Here is a 13055-nt window from a genome sequence, read left to right as displayed (position 1 = left end):
TGGCCCACTGGTCGGGCATCGGCGTATAGGGCCCGGACATGGACAAGCGACAGGCCCGCTTCTTTGCCATCGGGGCCACGGCCGTCTCGGCACTGGTGTTTGGCGGGCTCACGCTCGACAGCCATCGCCAGTTCGACAAGCTCACCAATGCGCAGAACCTCACGCCCCAGGTCGTGGCCGGCAAGGACGTCTGGCACAAGTACAACTGCATCAACTGCCACACGCTGTTCGGCGAGGGGGCCTATTACGCGCCGGACCTCACCAAGATCACGCAGCACCGTGGCGAGGCCTACCTCACGGCCTACATGCGCGACCCTTCGCAGTTCTATGACGAGCAGCGCCACCGCCGCCTCATGCCGCGGCAGAACCTCTCCGAGCAGGAGATCAAGGACCTGATCGTCTTTCTCGACTGGATCAGCAAGGTGGACAACCAGGGCTGGCCGCCGCGGCCCATTCTCGTGACGGGCGCAACCATCCCCGGCACCGACATGAGCGCGGCGCAGCGCAGCCAATCCGAGCCGCCCGCGCAGGCCTTGCCTCCCGGTGCACGCCCGGTGACGCCAGCGCAGGACAACCCCATCGCGCTGGGCCAGGCGGTGTTCCGCTCCGTGCAGCCGGCCTGCAATGCCTGCCATTCGGTGGCGCCGGGCGTCAACATGGCCGGGCCGACGCTGGCTGGCTTGGCCACCCGCGCCGCACAGACGGTGGCGGACCCCGGCTACAAGGGCAATGCCCGCGACGCCGAGGGCTACATCCGCGAGGCGATCGTGCAGCCCAGTGCGCACCTGGTGCCCGGGGCGATGTACTCGGCCAACGGCCAGTCGTTCATGCCCACCACCTACGGCAGCGGTCTGCAGCCCCAGCAGATCGACCAACTCGTGGCCTACCTGGCCACGCTCAAGTAACCGTCCCGGGAGGAAGCCATGAGATACCGTTCGCAGGCCGTGGCCTACTGGTACTTCGCCGTGGCCATGCTGCTGTTCGGCCTGCAACTGGTGTTCGGGCTGCTTTCCGCGGCGAAGTACCTGGGGCCCGATCCGCTGCTCTACATCCTGCCCTTCGACGTCACCAAGGTGATCCACACCAACTTGCTGGTGGTGTGGGTGCTCACGGGTTTCATGGGCGCAACCTACTGGATGGTGCCCGACGAGAGCCGCACCGAGCTCCACAGCGTCAAGCTGGCCTACGTGCAGCTCGCGCTGTGGGTCGTCATGGGCGTGACGGCGGTGGTGGGCTACCTCTTTCGCTGGGGCACGGGCAACAAGCTGCTGGAGCAGCCGCTGCCGCACAAGCTCGTCATCGTGGTCGTGATGCTGATGTTCCTGTGGAACATCGTCATGACGATCCGCAAGTCCGGGCGCTTCACCGCTACCGAGGGCGTGCTGCTGCTGGGCCTGGCCGGGGCTGCCGTGCTGTACCTGCCCTCGCTGCTGGACTTCGACAACTACACGGTGGCCATCTTCTACCGCTGGTGGACGATCCACCTCTGGGTCGAAGGCGTGTGGGAGATGATCCAGGGCGGCTTCCTGGCCTACTTGCTGATCCGCCTCTCCGGCGCCGACCGCGAGGTCATGGAGAAATGGCTCTACGTCATCGTCGGCCTGGTATTCCTCGCCGGCATCCTGGGCACGGCCCACCATTACTACTGGGTCGGCGTGCCTGCCTACTGGCTGCCCATCGGCGGGCTGTTCAGCGCGCTGGAGCCGCTGGCGCTGGTGGGCATGGCGATGTACGCCTACTCGGCCATGCGCCGCTCCGGGATGTCGCATCCCAACACGCTGGCGCTGCACTGGACCCTGGGCAGCGCGGTGTTCACGCTCTTCGGCGCCGGCCTGCTGGGACTGGCCCACACCTGGCCCTCGGTCAACAAGTGGACGCACGGCACGCTGATCACGGCCATGCACGGCCATGCCGCCTTCTACGGCGCCTACGCCATGATCGTGATGGCCATGATCAGCTACACGCTGCCGGCGATGTCGCCCGGCCGCCGGGAACAGGGCAGCACGCTGGGCTACTGGGCCTTCTGGCTGCAGATCTCGGGCATGTTCGGCATGACGCTGTCGTTTGCCACCGCAGGCATCGCGCAGGTCTACCTGGAGCGCATCATGGGCCTAGGCTACCTGGATTCGCAGCTCAAGATCCAGGTCCATTTCCTGATGCTCATGGCCACGTCAACGCTGTTCACCGTGGGCGCGGCGTTGTTCATCTGGGACTTCTTCCGACGCGCGCCCCGGCTGGAGGTGGTGGCCGAGGGCAGTGAAGGCCCGGGCGCCACGCCGCTTGTCGCCCGGCAACGACCCGCCTGATGACGCTGCCCGTATCCGGCGAGACGACCCGGGACGCGCCCTTCTACGTCCCGCGCGGAGAAGAGTGCACGCTGTTCGAGCGCTGCCACGCGCAGCGTCTGGCCGTGCTGCTCAAGGGGCCCACGGGCTGCGGCAAGACCCGCTTCGTCGAGCACATGGCCTGGCGGCTCGGGCGCCCGCTGGTGACGGTGGCCTGCCACGATGACCTGGCCGCCAGCGACCTCGTGGGCCGCTACCTGGTGCACCACGACCGTACCGCCTGGCATGACGGGCCGCTTGCGCGCGCGGTGCGCGAGGGCGCCATCTGCTACCTCGACGAGGTGGTCGAGGCGCGCCAGGACACGGTGGTGGTGCTGCACGCGCTCACCGACCACCGCCGGCTGCTGCCCATCGACAAGACGGGTGAACAGCTCGCCGCACCGCCTGAGTTCATGCTGGTGGTGTCCTACAACCCCGGCTACCAGCGCATGGTCAAGGACCTCAAGCCCAGCACGCGCCAGCGCTTCGTCGCGCTGGAGTTCGACTTCCCCGAGCCGGCGCAGGAGGCCCGCGTGGTGCAGCGCGAATCCGGCTGCGACGCCGCCACCGCGGCGGGGCTGGTGGAGCTGGCGCAGCGCCTGCGCTCGCTGCAGGCCCAGGGCCTCGGCGAGGTGCCGGGGACGCGGCTGCTGGTGGCCGCGGCGCGGCTGGCGGCCGTTGGCACCGACATCCGCGCGGCCTGCCGTACCGCGCTGGTGGCGCCGCTGTCGGACGACCCGGTGCTGCTGGAGTCCATGCAGGAACTGGTCGATGCTAGCTTCGTGTAGTTCGCACCGCGTGGGCTGAGCATGGCCGAGGCCGAGGACGTCCTGGTCGATGTGGCGCGCCACGGCGTGGCCTGGATCCAGCAGCGCCGCGTTCGCCCGACCGGTGCATCGACCACCGGGCTGGCCGAGGTGGCGCCGCGGCTGGACGTGCTGCTGCGGGCACTGCACGGCCGGCCCTTCGTGCTGCGCGCGGCGCAAGCGCCGGCGCCGCTGACGCTGCTGGCCCGCTGGTGGCGCCGTGAGCCGGCCCGCCCCACGCAGCCTTTGCCGGGCACGGACGGCACGAGCCTGTGGCTGCCTGCCGAACTGGCGGGCGTGCCGGCCGCTGACGTGCCGCTGCTCTACCGGGCCATGGCGCTGCAGCAGGCCGAGCGCGCGGCACGCAGCACGCCGGCGGTGGCAGCCACGGCACCCCCTGCCGTGCGCGACATCCTGCTCATGCTGGAGTCGCTGGGGGTGGAAGCAGAGCTGCTCAAGAAGCTGCCAGGCTTGCGGCCGGCGCTGCAGCGGCTGCGTGCGCTGTCCCTGGAAAGGCGCCCCGAATCACGCCGCCTGCCCGCGGCCTGCCGGGCACTGGAAGAGATGCTGCGCTCACGCCTGCGGGAGCCGCTGATGCCGGCTGCCGCGCCAGGACCGCGGCAACTGCTGGACGAAGCACAGGCCCTGGCCGCACGGGAGTTCTTGAAGGATGCCCGGCTGCACAAGGACTGGTGGACGGGCGAGTGGCGCCAGCCCGAATCCGGCGCCGCGGCCACGGCGGTCACCGCCGCGCAGGCGCAGGCAGACGAGGAACTCGATGCGCCGCTGCGCAGCGCCCGCTTGCCGCGTCGCCCGCAGGTGCGCCAGGCCCAGGAGGGCGAGGACGACACCAAGCCCGGCGCCTGGATGGTGCAGACGGCCCAGCCTCACGAGAAGGCCGAGGACCCGGCCGGTCTGCAGCGCCCCGCCGATCGCGACACGCAGGAGAGCGCGCAGTCGCATGCCGAGTCGCTTGCCGAGCTCGACGCCGCCCGCCTGGTGCGCACGCCCCAGCGCGCGCACGAGGTGCTGCTGTCCGACGATCCGCCCCCGCTGCAGCCGGCACCCGCCTGTGCATCGGCTGGCGTGGACGAGCGTGGACAACGCTTCGAGTACCCGGAGTGGGATGAGCGCGGCCAGTGCTATCGCCGTCCCGGAGCCACCGTCTGGGTCCGGCCGGCCGAGGCAGGCTCGCAGGAGTGGGTGCGAGCCGCATTGCGCCGTCACCACATGCTGCTCCACGGCGTGGTCAAGCGCTTCGAGCTGCTGCGCGCGCAGCGCGTGCAGTTGCGCGGCCAGGTCGAGGGCGACGACATTGACCTCGACGCGCTGGTGCAGGCGCGGGCTGATTTCCGGGCCGGCTTGCCGCTGAGCCCGCGCATCTACCGCAGCCAGCGGCTGCTGCGCCGTGACCTGGCCTGCGTGCTGCTCATCGACATCAGCGGCTCCACCGACAGCTGGCTGGCTGGCCAGCGGCGCGTGATCGACGTCGAACGCGAGGGGCTGCTGCTGCTGGCACTGGCGCTGCAGCGGCTGGGCGAGCCGCATGCGCTGCTTGCCTTCAGCGGCCGTGGGGCAGGGCGGGTACAGCTGTGGCGGATCAAGGATTTCGACGAGCCAGGCGGGGAAGCGGTGGCAACGCGCATCGCAGGGCTGGAGCCGCAGCACTGCACGCGCACCGGCGCCGCGCTGCGCCATGCCTCGTGGCTGCTGTCGCGAAGAGCGGAGCACCACAAGCTGTTGCTGCTGCTGTCCGACGGCAAGCCGCAGGACGACGATGGCTACGAGGGGCGCATCGCAGTCCAGGACCTTCGGCATGCCGTGCAGGAAGCCCGCGCCCTGGGACAGTACCCCTTCGCCCTGACCGTCGAGCGCCAGGCCGCGGCCTGGATGCCCCAGGTGTTCCCGCCCGGCCACTGGGGTCTGCTGCAGCAGCCTGAGCGGCTGTCCCTGCTGCTGTTGCAGTGGCTGCGGCAACTGCTGGCGTCAGCCTGACCGGATCGGAGAGCCGGATTTACTTTCCGCGCCTGCCTGCAGGAACGCATCACCGTGTCGGTGCAGGCCGGCTGCTGCAAGCAGGGCTGGACATGGCGTTGACGTTGAGGGCCTTGGGCATACGCGCCGCTGGCCTTGCGTGGGTCACTGGTATTGAAGCCGTACGTGCCAGACGCGTTAGGGCTAGGGTAGGCCAGCGCCGTGTATTGAGGCCCAAGCTGGATCCAACTGGGGTTCCAAGAGGGAATTGCACCACCGTCGAACGCTCCATTGCTTGCGGCGTCAACGACTCACGTTCCGTATGCTGGCTCGAGCAAGAGCCGGCACGTTGTTGAAGACTGGCGAAAGCTCGTGCCGGCGCCAATATCCTTGCATTGGTTCAAGGACTGATTACGCAGAGCCGGTAGCCTGCCTGGCAGGGTAACTGCATCATCCACAGCCACGTGCCCCTGCCCACAGCGTTTCGCTGTCCCATCTTTGACCTGCTTCCTGGAGTCCTACTCATGTCACTTTCCCTGCCCCTGCAGCACAAGACCGCGGTCATCACCGGCGCCAGCAGCGGCATTGGTCGCGCCATGGTGGAGCGCTTCGTGGCCGCGGGTGCACGCGTGATCGCCTGCGGCCGCAACCCCGAGGGCCTGGCCGCCGTGGCGGGGCTCGAAGGCGTGCTCACCGTCGAGACCGATGTCACACACGCCCCGGACATCGAGCGGCTGGCCGAGCAGGTGCGCGCGCATTTCGGCAAGGTCGACATCGTCGTGCCCAATGCCGGCATCGCGCGCGTGATCCCGTTCGAGCAGTGCACGCGCGAGGCGATGGCCGAGCAGTTCGATGCTAATTTTTTCGGCGCCGTCGAGACGGTGCGCGTCTTGCTGCCGCACATCAACAGCGGCGGTGCGGTGCTGTTCGTCACCACTTTCCTCACGCAGGTGGGGTTTCCCGGGCTGGCCGCCTACAACGCGAGCAAAGCGGCCTTGAAATCCTTTGCGCAGACGCTGGCAGCGGAGTTGGCACCGCGCGGCATCCGCGTCAATTCGGTCGCCCCGGGGCCGATCGCCACGCCGCTGTGGGGCACCGTGGGCCTGCCCGAAGCGGCGCTGAAGGGCGTGGCCGCGCAGATCACCACGCGGCTCATGCCGCAGCGCTTTGGCGAGCCTGGCGACATCGCCGATACGGCCGTCTTCCTGGCATCCGACCAGGCCCGCTTCATCTACGGCCAGGAGATCGTGGTGGATGGCGGATATACCATCGGCTGAGTGGTGTGGGCATCGCCTCGGCTTACCTGCCGCTGAAGCAGATTGTTGGCGCCGGGTCAGAATTGGTGTCGGCGTCAACAGCTGTGATGCCTGCGAAGCGCCGAAGCACCGGTCACCCCAGCCATACCGGCCACGCCGCCGCGGCTGGCGCCCACGACGCTCCTGGTGGTGGACGACAACGCCGACGCCGCCGACTCGCTGGCGCTGCTGCTGCAAATGGATGGCCATACGGTGAGGGTGGCGCGCAGCGGCCCGGAAGGCCTGGACATAGCCCGGCAGTGGCGTCCCCGGGCGCTGCGCGCAGACCCAGCCACGGCCGGCGTCGCCATCATTGCCTTGAGCGGCTACGGCCAGGCCACGCGTGCGATGCGCGCGCTGCCCGAGCTGCGGCGGCTGCCGATCCTGGCCATGACGGCCAATGCCTTCGACGAGGACCGTGCGGCTTGCCTGGCCGCCGGCATGAGCGACTTCATCGCCAAGCCCGTGGAGTTGCAGGCGCTGTACGCGAAGCTGCTGCAGTGGCTTGACCACCGCCTTGGACAACACCACTGAGCCTGGTTCGACATCAGCACGCAACCGACCCTGGACCGGCCGCCATGCGGCAGCCGTCACCTTGTCCGCTACGCTGGCGCAGTCGGCTCACCCTTGCAGTGCAGGTCATGACTTCGCGCTGCGGGGCCTTGGATGGCTTGCAGTGTTTCGAACAGGGACTGTCCGGTCCATCCGATCAAGTTCCCTTCGCCGTCACAGGCCTGATTGCGCTGCGGTGGCGAAGGCGTAGATTCAGCCTGCCATCCAAGAGGCGGTGCCGAGCCAGAACGGAACGCCGAAAGACCGACCCAGTACCGCTCCTGCCTCAACCTTGCGGATGACTGGCAGCCCGCTCGTGCGGCCACTACCGCCAGCGGGCTGCTTCATTTGTGCGGGCGGTGCCATGGAGCAGGGCTCGGCATCGTGAATGGCGACCCCTGGGAACACCGGGTTCGCCATCCACCTCCCAGGCTCCGTCACGGTGTTCTATCCCTGGTGCCGCTGCCGGGCATGGGCGCAGACAACACCGGTGCTGGAAGAACCGCTGCTCCCGTACCGGGGTTGTCGTACTTTTTAGGAAAAATGGTGCGCTTCGCTGCGAAAAACCCAATCAAATCAAAAGGTTGGGTAGCTCGCCCGAGCGGCGACACAATGCGCTCGCTAAGTGCTTGTCGGCAAAGGAAAAAGTGGCCAGAAGCGCACCATTTTTCCCGAAAAGTACGACAATGCATGGACGCCCCCGAAAATGCCAGGCGGTCTTTCAACGAGGGCTTGAAGGGAAGATTGCAGCTATGCATTCGGACTTGATGCAGGTGGGTGGCCTGCAGTCCCGGATGGAATGAGCTGGTCGGCTCCCCATTACCCCAGAGCACTCGAAGTGCGACGGCGTACTCGGGCTTTACCGGCCACGGTCTTACCTGTCTTGCCATCGTGTCGTGATCGCCTGAGCAATCGGTGGTGGGAATCTCCTGTTGCAGTTGAGTAGTTGAAGCCGTTTTGCCGACTTGGTTACGCGGCAGCCTTCGCTGGCGCGTAACCGGGTCGGAACTCTCGGTCGTTGGCCAGCAGGGCCCATGCAATACGGGCGTTCTTGTTGGCCAGGGCGACGATGGCGATGTTGGGACAGCGCCTCTCGGCCAACTTCCCGACCCAGTCGTACGCTGCCTTCTTCGTGCGCTCGAAGGCGCTGAGCATCGCGCGGGCGCCGTGGATGAGCAACGTGCGCAAGTAGCAGTCGCCGCGCTTGCTCATGCCCAGCAGCACGGTCTTGCCGCCGCTGGAGTGCTGCTTGGGCACCAAGCCCAGCCAGGCTGCAAACTGCCGGCTGTTGTCGAACGTCTTGGCATCGCCCACGGCTGCCACCAGCGCGCTGGCGGTGAGCGCGCCAATGCCGGGAATCGCTGCCACCTTGCGGCTCAGCGGATTGCTGCGATGCCAGGCGTTGATCTGTGTTTCGATCTCGGTGACTTGGTTGTCGAGGTACTGCAGGTTCTCCAGCAGTCGCTGGACGAGCAGCCGGAACGTGCCGGGCAGTTCTTTGGTCGCATCCTCGATTAGCTCCGGGACGCGCCGCGACAGATACTTGATGCCCTGCGGAACGATCAGACCGAACTCCGCCAGCAGGCCGCGGATCTGGTTGGCCTGGGCCGTGCGGGCCTTGATGAAACCTTGACGGGCACGGTGCAGGGAAAGCGCTGCTTGCTGCTCGACGTTCTTGACCGGCACGAAGCGCATGTTGGGCCGGGCCACGGCCTCGCAGATTGCTTCGGCGTCGGCCGCGTCGTTCTTGTTCGACTTCACGTAGGGCTTGACGAACTTCGGGGCCATCAGCTTCACCGTGTGCCCGAGCGCCGTGAGCTGGCGCGCCCAGTGGTGGGCGCCGGAGCAGGCCTCCATGCCGATCAGGCACGGCGGCATGTTGGCGAAGAACTCCGCGACCTGATCGCGCCGCAGCTGCTTCTTCACCACGGCCTTGCCGCGGCGATCCACGCCGTGCACCTGGAACAGGTTCTTCGCCAGGTCGATCCCGCATGTCGTAACGTTCATGGCGGACGCTCCTCTCGGTTCCGGTAGTTCTGTATTACTACCTCGGGCACGCTGATGCCAGTTCGAGTGGGGGCGTCCATGCCATTACCCCAGGAGGCGCCACTTCCACCCGAACAACTTCAGCAGCTCCAGGTCATCGAGCGTTCGGGCCAGTTGCTGCTGGGCGTGATCGACGACGTGCTGGACTTCTCGCGCATCGAATCCGGCCGCCTGGAGCTGGAACGGGAACCGCTCGATCTAGTGCAGTTGGCACGCGATGCCGTGGCGCTCTTCGAGCCCAGGGCCCAGTCCAAGGGACTGTCACTGCAACTGGTGCTGGAGCCCGCCGTCACGCAGGCCTGGCTGCTGGGCGATTCGCTGCGGCTGAGCCAGATCTTCAACAACTTGCTGTCCAACGCCGTGAAGTTCACGGCCACGGGCGGCGTGGTGCTGCAGCTCTCGACGCTGGAGGCCGGGCGCTGGCGCGTGGCGGTGCGGGACACGGGCATCGGACTCAGCGCTGCCGACCGGGAGCGCATCTTCGAGCCATTCATGCAGGCGGACAGCTCCACGACGCGGCGCTTCGGCGGCACAGGGCTGGGCCTGGCCATCGTGCGCAGCCTGGTGCAGTTGCACGGCGGCGAGCTGGGTGTGGACAGCGAACTGGGCCGGGGAACCGAGTTTTGGTTCGTGCTGAAGCTGCCGCCGGCATCAGAGCCCGGTCGCAAGCCGCCCGCCGTAGCAGGCCAGGTCACGCAGAGCTGCCTCGCGCGCCGCCGTGCGCTGGTGGCCGAGGACAACGAGGTCAACATGGCGCTGGCCTGCGCGATCCTGCAGGCGCTGGACATGGGGGTGCATCAGGCAACCAACGGCGTGGAGGCGGTGCAGGCCTACGGCGACGACCGGCCCGACGTGGTGCTGATGGACATGCACATGCCGGAGATGGACGGCCTGGATGCCACGCGGTGCATCCGCGCCCTGGAAGCAACGCGTGGCTGGCTGCGCACACCCATCGTGGCGCTGACTGCCAGCGCGCTGCCTGAAGACCGGCAGCGCTGCATCGACGCCGGCATGGACGATGTCTTGGTCAAGCCATTCCAGTCAGCGCAGCTCCAAGGGATGTTGGAGCGGTACTGCCGGTGAGCGAAGAAATGGCCAGATGATGAGGGCCGTACTGCTCCATGCAGAGCCCGCCAGGCCAACGACGGCGGGATACCGACAAGCGGTCAGCGCGCATCGTCACGCAGCCACTTCGCCAGCGTCGCGTACAGCGCCAGCGGCTCCACCGGCTTGGAGACGAAGTCGTTCATGCCCTCGGCCAGGCAGGCCGCACGGTCATCGTCGAAGGCGTTGGCCGTGAGCGCCAGCACCGGCAGCCGCTCGAAGCCGGGCAGGGCACGCAGCGCGTGGGTGGCCTGCAGCCCGTCCATCACGGGCATCTTCATGTCCGAGGTCGCAACGCCGCTGCTGCAGCCGCTCCAGCACCTGCTGGCCGCCTTTTTTCCGCGACGTCCACCTCCAGCCCTGCGTTGCGCAGCAGCGCCAGCGCGATCTCACGGTTGACGGCGTTGTCCTTGGCGAGCAGGACCTGCGCGCCGCAGCCTCGCAGGTATTGCAGCGCATCGGCTTGGTCTGTGGCCGGTGACTGCTGCTCCGCCGGCGTGCCGCGCTGCAACCAGGCCGTGAACCAGAAGACGCTGCCGCCCTCGCGCGGCCGCGCGCCGGCGCTGCCGCCCATGAGCTCGGCCAGCCGCCGCGTGATGGCCAGCCCGAGCCCCGGGCCGCCGTGCTCGCGCGTGGTGGAGGCGTTGGCCTGCTAGAGGGCCTGGAACAGGCGCGGTAGCTGTTTCGGCCGGATGCCCACGCCCGTGTCCTCGATTGAGAAGCGCACCAGCAGCCACTGGCCCGATGCTGCAGTTGCTGAGCGCGCAACCTGACGGTGCCAGCCTCGGTGATCTTCACGGCGTTGTGCCAGCTTATTGACGCAAATCAATCAATGTCACGGCCACTGACTACAAGAAAACCGCGGAATTCCGAAGCAAGAGCAGCCACCAAGGCTCAGCGAGCACTGTCCCGAGTGCTTTCAACAGTCGCTTGCCAAACGCCACAACAGATCATGAACAAACTGAAAAATCTTCGCCTGGGCGTACGTCTGGGTCTTGGCTTTACCGCCGTGCTGGTGCTGATGATAGTTGCCTTGGCAACGGCATTTTTGAATCTCGACAAGGTGAAGGCGAGTACCGACCGCACCGTACAGCTGGACATGGTGAAATCCGATGCCGCCACCACGCTCAACGCATACACCCGCGCCAATGCGCGGCGCACGATGGAGCTCTTCTTCGCCCAGGATGCCGCGCACATGGACCGCATCCGCGGCCACATAGCCCGCAACAAGCAGAAGGTGGCCGAGTCGCTGGAAATTCTGGAGCGGCTTGTCTACACCGACAAGGGCAAGACGCTGATCACGAGGATCAAGGAGTTGCGCGGCAACTATGTAGCCTCCTTCACCCAGGTCGACCAGTTGCTGTCTTCGGGCCAGCGCGAGGAGGCATCAAGGCTGCTGATGGCCCAGACGCTGCCCGCCATCGACGCACTGCAGCTGCAAGTGGAAGAGATGTCGGCACTGCAGAAGCAACTGGTCGCGGACAGCGCAAACGCCCTGACCAAAGACACAACCACTGCGCGCATGCAGATGCTCGCGCTGGGCGCGGCAGCGCTGCTGGTGGGCGCGGGCTTGGCCTGGTGGCTCACGCGCTCCATCACCGACCCGATCCGCCAGGCCGTGCAGGTGGCGCAGACCGTGGCCGCGGGCGACCTGAGCTCGCGCATCACGGTCACGCGCCAGGACGAGACCGGCGAGCTGCTGGCCGCGCTGCAGGCCATGAACGACAGCCTGGTGCAGATCGTCGGCCAGGTGCGCCAGAGCAGCGACTCGATCGCCACGGGCAGCCAGCAGATCGCCATGGGCAACGCCGACCTGAGCCAGCGCACCGAGGAGCAGGCCAGCAACCTCGAAGAGACGGCCGCCTCCATGGAGCAGCTGACCTCGACCGTGAAGCAGAACGCCGACACCGCGGCCGCGGCCACGCAGCTGGCCACCAGCGCCAGCCACGCCGCCGAGGCCGGCGGCGCGGTGATGGGCCAGGTGGTGGCGACGATGGAGGACATCAGCGCCGGCTCGCGCAAGATCGCCGACATCATCGGCGTCATCGACGGCATCGCCTTCCAGACCAACATCCTGGCGCTCAATGCCGCGGTGGAAGCCGCGCGCGCCGGCGAGCAGGGCCGCGGCTTCGCGGTCGTCGCAGGCGAGGTGCGCTCGCTGGCGCAGCGTGCTGCCTCCGCCGCCAAGGAGATCAAAGCGCTCATCAATGCCAGCGTCGGGAAGGTGGGGGCCGGCTCGCAGCTGGTCAATGACGCCGGCCGCTCCATGGGCGACATCGTCATCCAGGTCAAGCGCGTGAGCGACCTGATCAGCGAGATCAGCGCCGCCAGCCACGAGCAGAGCCAGGGCATCAACCAGGTTGGCGAGGCCGTGGCGCAGCTCGACCAGGTGACGCAGCAGAACGCCGCGTTGGTGGAGCAGAGCGCCGCCGCCGCGGAGAGCCTGAAACACCAAGCGCAGCGACTTACCGAAGTGGTCAGTGGTTTCCGGATCGACGCGTCCAGCTCAGCAGCCCTGGTGCCAGCCCGTTCCAATGGACTAGCCAGCTTTAGAGCAACGCCATGTCCGGCCTAGTCTTCCAGGTCACGAGGACGCAAGGAGTCCAATCCTCTTCCCATGATGGCGGGAATGCATAGGAAGCGCGGTAGAAACAGCATGTCCAATAGATGCTTTGGTAACCGACGCTGGAACATCCTGGACTTGCGTAGCGTAGGCCTGGCAGGACCCGTTTGGCGCAGAGATTTGCGGCAGCACAAGACTCGTCGCGATCGCATCCCGCTCCACGAGAAGGGGCGCCTATAGTGCGCCACCCATTTTCAACGCAGTGTAAGCGGTCGCCCTGCGGCGTCCTTCACCGCGGCCTTGCCATCCGAACAATGCCCTCATCGGTAACGCATGAGGAGCGACAAGGATGGAAGCAGGCAGGCAAGTCGTCAGGCGGCGGCGGCTGGAC

11 protein-coding genes are annotated in these 13055 nt (G+C 67.3%); 8 read left to right on the top strand and 3 right to left on the bottom strand.

The window, feature by feature from the left end:
- Positions 1-38: 38 nt before the first annotated feature.
- From FJ694_RS34440 to FJ694_RS34415, 6 genes are all read left to right on the top strand, one after another.
- Positions 39-905, top strand: a complete 867-nt coding sequence (locus FJ694_RS34440) for a c-type cytochrome (protein WP_157272038.1) — start codon at positions 39-41, stop codon at positions 903-905.
- A gap of 18 nt (positions 906-923) precedes the next feature.
- Entirely contained in the window at positions 924-2306 is a 1383-nt protein-coding gene (locus FJ694_RS34435; RefSeq protein ID WP_157272037.1) for a cbb3-type cytochrome c oxidase subunit I, read from the top strand.
- Positions 2306-3112 carry a CbbQ/NirQ/NorQ/GpvN family protein gene (locus FJ694_RS34430; protein WP_157272036.1) on the top strand — a complete coding sequence of 269 codons (807 nt, stop codon included), beginning with the start codon at positions 2306-2308 and terminating at the stop codon, positions 3110-3112. The genes FJ694_RS34435 and FJ694_RS34430 overlap by 1 nt, the downstream gene beginning before the upstream one ends.
- A 21-nt stretch (positions 3113-3133) precedes the next feature.
- The gene (locus FJ694_RS34425; protein WP_157272035.1) at positions 3134-5125 is read left to right on the top strand and encodes a nitric oxide reductase activation protein NorD; all 1992 of its coding nucleotides are present in this window, start codon (positions 3134-3136) and stop codon (positions 5123-5125) included.
- 503 nt (positions 5126-5628) lie between these two features.
- Positions 5629-6381, top strand: a complete 753-nt coding sequence (locus FJ694_RS34420; protein WP_157272034.1) for an SDR family NAD(P)-dependent oxidoreductase — start codon at positions 5629-5631, stop codon at positions 6379-6381.
- 168 nt (positions 6382-6549) lie between these two features.
- On the top strand, positions 6550-6933 hold the full coding sequence (locus FJ694_RS34415; protein ID WP_157272033.1) for a response regulator: 384 nt from the start codon (positions 6550-6552) through the stop codon (positions 6931-6933).
- A gap of 987 nt (positions 6934-7920) precedes the next feature.
- Here FJ694_RS34415 and FJ694_RS34410 read toward each other — a convergent pair.
- The gene (locus FJ694_RS34410; protein ID WP_157272032.1) at positions 7921-8958 is read right to left on the bottom strand and encodes an IS110 family RNA-guided transposase; all 1038 of its coding nucleotides are present in this window, start codon (positions 8956-8958) and stop codon (positions 7921-7923) included.
- Positions 8959-9036: 78 nt separating this feature from the next.
- Here FJ694_RS34410 and FJ694_RS34405 point away from each other — a divergent pair, with 78 nt between their 5' ends.
- Positions 9037-10080 (top strand): ATP-binding protein, encoded by a 1044-nt coding sequence (locus FJ694_RS34405; protein WP_198321154.1) that lies wholly within the window; start codon positions 9037-9039, stop codon positions 10078-10080.
- An 83-nt stretch (positions 10081-10163) separates the two neighbouring features.
- Here FJ694_RS34405 and FJ694_RS34400 read toward each other — a convergent pair whose 3' ends face one another.
- Both FJ694_RS34400 and FJ694_RS34395 read right to left on the bottom strand, forming a co-directional pair.
- On the bottom strand, positions 10164-10382 hold the full coding sequence (locus FJ694_RS34400) for a response regulator (RefSeq protein WP_157272030.1): 219 nt from the start codon (positions 10380-10382) through the stop codon (positions 10164-10166).
- Positions 10379-10612 carry a response regulator gene (locus FJ694_RS34395; protein WP_232540358.1) on the bottom strand — a complete coding sequence of 78 codons (234 nt, stop codon included), beginning with the start codon at positions 10610-10612 and terminating at the stop codon, positions 10379-10381. Before FJ694_RS34395 ends, FJ694_RS34400 begins: the two co-directional genes overlap by 4 nt.
- A gap of 441 nt (positions 10613-11053) precedes the next feature.
- On the opposite strand from FJ694_RS34395, the gene FJ694_RS34390 reads away from it, so the two are divergent.
- A complete protein-coding gene (locus FJ694_RS34390; protein WP_157272029.1) occupies positions 11054-12676 on the top strand; it encodes a methyl-accepting chemotaxis protein in 1623 nt (540 codons plus the stop codon).
- The last annotated feature ends 379 nt before the right edge of the window (positions 12677-13055 follow it).

Origin of the sequence: Azohydromonas aeria (assembly GCF_009760915.1) — a bacterium.
In the GTDB taxonomy this organism is placed as follows: Bacteria; Pseudomonadota; Gammaproteobacteria; order Burkholderiales; family Burkholderiaceae_C; genus Azohydromonas; species Azohydromonas aeria.
The sequence above is the reverse complement of the archived record's forward strand: the minus strand, read 5'-3'. Positions and strand labels throughout refer to the sequence as shown.

Excerpts from the sequence above, each read along its gene's own strand:
- FJ694_RS34425 (WP_157272035.1), top strand. The coding sequence starts at position 3,134 with ATGGCCGAGGCCGAGGACGTCCTGGTCGATGTGGCGCGCCACGGCGTG.
- FJ694_RS34400 (WP_157272030.1), bottom strand. The coding sequence starts at position 10,382 with ATGAAGATGCCCGTGATGGACGGGCTGCAGGCCACCCACGCGCTGCGT.
- FJ694_RS34440 (WP_157272038.1), top strand. The coding sequence starts at position 39 with ATGGACAAGCGACAGGCCCGCTTCTTTGCCATCGGGGCCACGGCCGTC.
- FJ694_RS34435 (WP_157272037.1), top strand. The coding sequence starts at position 924 with ATGAGATACCGTTCGCAGGCCGTGGCCTACTGGTACTTCGCCGTGGCC.
- FJ694_RS34420 (WP_157272034.1), top strand. The coding sequence starts at position 5,629 with ATGTCACTTTCCCTGCCCCTGCAGCACAAGACCGCGGTCATCACCGGC.
- FJ694_RS34410 (WP_157272032.1), bottom strand. The coding sequence starts at position 8,958 with ATGAACGTTACGACATGCGGGATCGACCTGGCGAAGAACCTGTTCCAG.
- FJ694_RS34390 (WP_157272029.1), top strand. The coding sequence starts at position 11,054 with ATGAACAAACTGAAAAATCTTCGCCTGGGCGTACGTCTGGGTCTTGGC.
- FJ694_RS34405 (WP_198321154.1), top strand. The coding sequence starts at position 9,037 with ATGCCATTACCCCAGGAGGCGCCACTTCCACCCGAACAACTTCAGCAG.
- FJ694_RS34430 (WP_157272036.1), top strand. The coding sequence starts at position 2,306 with ATGACGCTGCCCGTATCCGGCGAGACGACCCGGGACGCGCCCTTCTAC.